The organism is Mycobacterium sp. (genome assembly GCF_019243155.1).
Lineage (GTDB): Bacteria > Actinomycetota > Actinomycetes > Mycobacteriales > Mycobacteriaceae > Mycobacterium.
Map to the genome: position 1 here is coordinate 1 of NZ_JAFAUS010000061.1, position 4,894 is coordinate 4,894.

6 protein-coding genes are annotated in these 4,894 nt (G+C 67.3%); 2 read left to right on the forward strand and 4 right to left on the reverse strand.

Features of this window, described 5'->3' with window-relative positions; all coding sequences use genetic code 11:
• Together JOZ00_RS03155 and JOZ00_RS03160 are read left to right on the forward strand one after the other, a co-directional pair.
• Positions 1 to 1,311 (forward strand): FAD-binding oxidoreductase (locus JOZ00_RS03155; protein ID WP_293339507.1); only part of this gene is annotated, 1,311 nt, incomplete at its 5' end.
• Positions 1,308 to 2,222: a diacylglycerol kinase gene (locus JOZ00_RS03160; RefSeq protein ID WP_293339510.1), complete on the forward strand. Its 915-nt coding sequence runs from the start codon at positions 1,308 to 1,310 to the stop codon at positions 2,220 to 2,222. The genes JOZ00_RS03155 and JOZ00_RS03160, both read left to right, overlap by 4 nt.
• On the opposite strand, the gene JOZ00_RS03165 is transcribed toward JOZ00_RS03160, so the two are convergent.
• The 4 genes from JOZ00_RS03165 to JOZ00_RS03180 all read right to left on the reverse strand — a co-directional run.
• Positions 2,219 to 2,731 (reverse strand): DUF3145 domain-containing protein, encoded by a 513-nt coding sequence (locus tag JOZ00_RS03165; RefSeq protein ID WP_293339512.1) that lies wholly within the window; start codon positions 2,729 to 2,731, stop codon positions 2,219 to 2,221. The two genes, JOZ00_RS03160 and JOZ00_RS03165, sit on opposite strands and share 4 nt — an antisense overlap.
• A 151-nt stretch (positions 2,732 to 2,882) precedes the next feature.
• Complete coding sequence (locus tag JOZ00_RS03170; protein WP_293339515.1) at positions 2,883 to 3,701, reverse strand: serine hydrolase domain-containing protein; 819 nt, start codon at positions 3,699 to 3,701, stop codon at positions 2,883 to 2,885.
• Between the two features lie 4 nt (positions 3,702 to 3,705).
• Positions 3,706 to 4,014: a hypothetical protein gene (locus JOZ00_RS03175; protein WP_293339518.1), complete on the reverse strand. Its 309-nt coding sequence runs from the start codon at positions 4,012 to 4,014 to the stop codon at positions 3,706 to 3,708.
• The coding region (locus JOZ00_RS03180; protein ID WP_293339521.1) for a class I SAM-dependent methyltransferase at positions 4,014 to 4,894 on the reverse strand (881 nt) is incomplete at its 5' end. The genes JOZ00_RS03180 and JOZ00_RS03175, both read right to left, overlap by 1 nt.

The window sequence follows — 4,894 nt, forward strand, 5'->3', positions numbered from 1 at the left end:
GACTCCGAACAGGACGCGCCCGACGCCGTGTTGCTTCCCGCCGACGACGACGCCGTGGCCGCGATCCTGCGACACTGCTCGGACCACGGCATCGCGGTCGTCCCGTTTGGCGGCGGCACCAGCGTGGTCGGCGGGCTCGACCCCGTCCGCGCGGAGTTCAACGCCGTGGCCTCCCTCGACCTGCGCCGCTTCGACAAGCTGATCTCCCTGGACGAGGAATCCGGCCAAGCCGTTTTCGGGGCCGGTGTCACCGGGCCGGATGCCGAACGACTGCTTGGTGCACAAGGGTTTTCGCTCGGGCACTTCCCGCAGAGCTTCGAGTACGCCACCATCGGCGGCTTCGCCGCGACCCGCTCGTCGGGGCAGGACTCGGCCGGTTACGGTCGCTTCAACGACATGGTCCGCGGACTGCGCGTGGTCACCCCCGTGGGGATCATGGACCTCGGCCGCGCCCCGGAATCGGCGGCAGGCCCCGACCTTCGTCAGCTGATGATCGGCTCCGAGGGAGCCTTCGGCGTCATCACCCGCGTGCGGCTGCGCGTGCACCGGGCCCCGGAGACCGTGCGCTACGAGGCGTGGTCGTTCCCCGATTTCGCGACCGGGGCCGCCGCCCTGCGCGCTGTCACGCAGAATGCCACCGGCCCCACGGTGATTCGACTCTCGGATGAAGCGGAGACCGGCATCAATCTCGCCACCACCGAGTCGATCGGCGAAAACCAGATCACCGGCGGATGCCTGGGCATCACGGTGTTCGAGGGGACCAAGGAACACGTCGAAAGCCGCCATGGCGAAACCCGCGCGCTGCTGGCCGCCCAGGGCGGAACACCGTTGGGCGACGGGCCCGCCCAGGCGTGGGAGCGGGGCCGATTCGGGGCGCCATACCTGCGCGACTCGCTGCTGGCGGCGGGCGCGCTGTGCGAGACGCTGGAAACCGCCACCGACTGGTCCAACATTCCCGCGCTGAAAGCCGCTGTCACCGAAGCACTTACGACGGCGCTGGCCGAGAGCGGCACCGCGGCGCTGGTGATGTGCCATATCTCGCACGTCTACCCCACCGGCGCCTCGTTGTACTTCACCGTCGTCGCGGGGCAACGCGGCAATCCGATCGAGCAGTGGAAGGCCGCCAAGAAGGCCGCGTCGGATGCGATCATGACCACCGGTGGAACGATCACACATCACCACGCGGTCGGCGCCGACCACCGGCCCTGGATGCGCGACGAGGTGGGCGAGTTGGGGGTCCAGGTCCTGCGAGCGGTCAAGGCGACGCTGGACCCGGCCGGAATCCTCAACCCCGGCAAGCTGATTCCGTGACTCGGGAGATCGCCAAGGTCATCGCGCTGACCAATCCCGCCTCGGGACATGGCGCCGCGATACGCGCCGCGCAGCTCGCGATCGCCCGGCTGCACCGGCGGGGTGTCGAGGTCGTCGAAATCATCGGCGACGACGCGCAAGACGCGCGTCATCTGGTCGGCGCGGCAATCGAGAAGGGCACCGATGCGGTGATGGTGACCGGCGGTGACGGCGTCGTCTCCAATGCGCTGCAGGTGTTGGCGCAGACCGAAATTCCGCTCGGCATCATCCCTGCGGGCACCGGCAACGACCATGTGCGCGAATTCGGCATCCCCACAAAGGATCCCGAGGCGGCCGCGGACATCATCGTCGACGGCTGCACGGAAACGATTGACCTGGGCCGGCTTCAGTGGGCCGACGGCGCCCACAAATGGTTCGGCACCGTGGCGGCCACCGGATTCGATTCCCTGGTCACCGATCGCGCCAACCGGATGCGTTGGCCGCATGGGCGATTGCGCTATTACCTGGCGATGCTCGCCGAGTTGTCGCAGCTGCGGCTCTTGCCGTTTCGCCTGGTGCTCGACGGGACCAAGGAGATCGACGCCGACATCACCCTGGCGGCCTTCGGAAATACCCGCAGCTACGGCGGTGGCTTGTTGATCTGTCCCGACGCCGACCGGACCGACGGCCTGCTCGATATCACGATGGTGCACGAGGCGTCGCGCACCAAGCTGGTCCGGCTGTTTCCCACCGTGATGAAGGGCACCCACGTCAATCTCGACGAGGTGAGCACGGCCCGCGCGAAGACGATTCACGTCGACAGCGCGGGCATCAACGTCTATGCCGACGGCGACTTCGCGTGCCCGCTTCCCGCCGAGATCTCCGCGGTCAAGGGAGCGTTGCGGATTCTGGGGCCCGCTGCAAAGAGTTAGCCGACTCCCCGGCTCAGCCAGGTCACTTCGCCGGCGTCGCCGCCGTCGCGGTAGGCCTCGAGCGCCTCATCCCACGCCGTCCCCAGCACCGAGTCCAGCTCGACGGCCAGGGTGTCGGCGCCCTGGGCCATCATGGCCCGCAGCCGCATCTCCCCGACCATGACGTCGCCGTTGGCGCTCATCGCCCCGCTCCACAGGCCCAGTTGCGGGGTGTGGCTGAACCGATGGCCGTCGACGCCGGGACTGGGGTCCTCGGTCACCTCGAAACGGAGCACGGACCAGGAGCGCAGCGCGTTGGCCAACTTGGCGCCGGTGCCCACGGGCCCGACCCAATTGGTGACCGCGCGCAACTGCCCGGGCATCGCGGGCTGCGGCGTCCACGTGAGGTTCGCCTTCGCCCCAAGGGACGACGACAGCGCCCACTCGACATGCGGGCAAACCGCCGCGGGAGAGGCGTGCACGTACACCACGCCAGTCGTCGCGTCGGCGAATTGGTTCGACGCTCGCATTTCCTGCTCCTTCGGTTCCACGAGGGACGTCTTCCCCAACGACCTGGTGGACCTGGCAAACAGGACAGCTTGCGCAAAATTTGGTTATTTATGTGTCTTGCGTGTCTATTGTGCCTTGTGATGCCCGTGTTGCGCTAGTGTGCAGTTCCAATTAGCTGTATTCGGATATCACGGCGTCGGAGATTGCCGGCCACGGTTCGAGCGCCCACTCCCCGAAATCACGGTTCGTGAGGACCACCAAGGCCAGCTCCAATTCGGGGTCTGCCCAGATGAGACCCCCTGCTTGGCCGAAATGACCGTAGGTTCGCGGCGAGTTGCGTGACCCGGTCCAGTGCGGGGATTTGGCGTCCCTGATCTCGAAGCCGAGCCCCCAATCGTTGGGCCGCTGCACCCCGTAGCCGGGCAGCACGCCGTCCAAACCGGGGAATTGCACCGCCGTCGCCTCCGCGTGCAGCTGCTCCGAGACCGTTGTCGGGCGCAGTAACTCCCCCGCGAATGCCGACAGGTCGGCAACCGTCGACGTGGCCCCGAAGCCCGCGGCATCCGCGCCTCCCTCCAGCCGGGTGGCCTTCATGCCCAGCGGCTGGCACAGGGCCTCGGCCAGGTATTCACCGAACTCGATTCCCGACTCCCGCTCCACGGTCTGGCCCAGCACGGCGAAGCCGTAGTTGGAGTAGATCCGCCGTATGCCGGGCGGGGCCAGCACGTGATCGGTGAGCATCGACAACCCCGCCGCATGCGCCAACAGGTGGCGGATGGTCGACCCCGGCGGCCCGGCGGCCGTGTCGAGTTCGACGACGCCCTCTTCGATCGCAACGTGCACGGCCCGGGCGACCAACGGCTTGGTCACCGATGCCAGCTCGAACACCCGGTCGACATCTCCGTGGGTGGCCAGTACTCCATCGGGCCCGATCACCGCAGCGGCGGCGGCCTGCACCGGCCAGTCGTCGACAGCGTCGAGAGCGCTCACCTACTCAATGGTTCCGGTGGTAGCGGCGGACGGGCACGTGGCCCCTGACTCGGACCTCGACTTCGGCCCCCGGCCCCCCGACCTCTTTCACGATGAAGGTGTGCAGATCGCCGAGCGGGCTGACAAGCACCTCTCCGACTCGCTCCTCGACGTACCACTGCACGCCCGGCTGATCGCAAGGGGGCTTCGAGGCCCTGCCTTCTTCCACATACCACTTCACCCCCGGGTCATTGGACGGGAATTCGATGTTGTCACCCCGCTGGATGTCGTCAGCGACGATGGCGTCGTAGCCTTCGGACCCCATCTGCGCCATCACTTCCTGGCGATGTAGTAGTTGTTGATCGGGTCTCCCTCGATCTCGGCCACCCGCACGTCGTCGAATCCGGCGTCGCCCAGCATCGCGGTGGCCAGCTGCGTCCCCCACGCGGTGCCCAGCCCGGCGCCGTCCAGCGCCAGCGACACCGTCATGCAATGCATCAGCGAGACGGTATAGAGGTAGGTGCTCATCGGGACGTCGACGTTCTCCTCGAGCCGGCTGGACGCCCTGATGTCGGCCATCAACAAAACGCCGCCGGGCCGCAGGGCGCGGTAGATGTTCTCCAACACCTTCGCCGGCTGGGCCTGATCGTGGATCGCGTCGAACACGGTGATGACGTCGTAGGCCTCGGCCTTGTCCAGCTCCGTGAGGTTGTGGCTTTCGAAGGTCGCGTTCTTCAGGCCCAGGGCGGCGGCCTCCCGGACGCCGGCGGCGATGGCCTGATCGGAGAAGTCGATGCCGGTGAAGCGGCTGGCTCCAAACGCCTGCGCCATCACGTTGATCGCGTGGCCGCTGCCGCAACCGAAATCGGCCACGTCGATTCCCGACTGCAAACGCTCGACGAGACCGTCGACCAACGGCAGCACCACATCGACGAGCGCAGTGTCGTAGACGACCGCGCTCTGCTCGGCCATCAGCGCATGGAAACGGGGAAATTCGCTGTACGGCAGCCCGCCGCCGGCGTTGAAACAGCCGATGATCTTCTGCTCGACCTCGGCCAGCAGCGGAAAGATCATGGAGACCAACGCGAGATTGTCCGGCCCGGCCGCGCGGGTCAGCACGCTCGCGCGGTGGGCGGGCAGCGAGTAAGTGTCCGTTTCCGGGTTGTAGTCGACGACGTGCCCAGTGGTCATGCCTGCCAACCACTCCCGCACGT

What these genes read in the sequence shown, in the direction of transcription:
- JOZ00_RS03165 (WP_293339512.1), bottom strand. Translation starts at nt 2,731, where the DNA reads ATGCGAGCGTCGAACCAATTCGCCGACGCGACGACTGGCGTGGTGTAC.
- JOZ00_RS03175 (WP_293339518.1), bottom strand. Translation starts at nt 4,014, where the DNA reads ATGGCGCAGATGGGGTCCGAAGGCTACGACGCCATCGTCGCTGACGAC.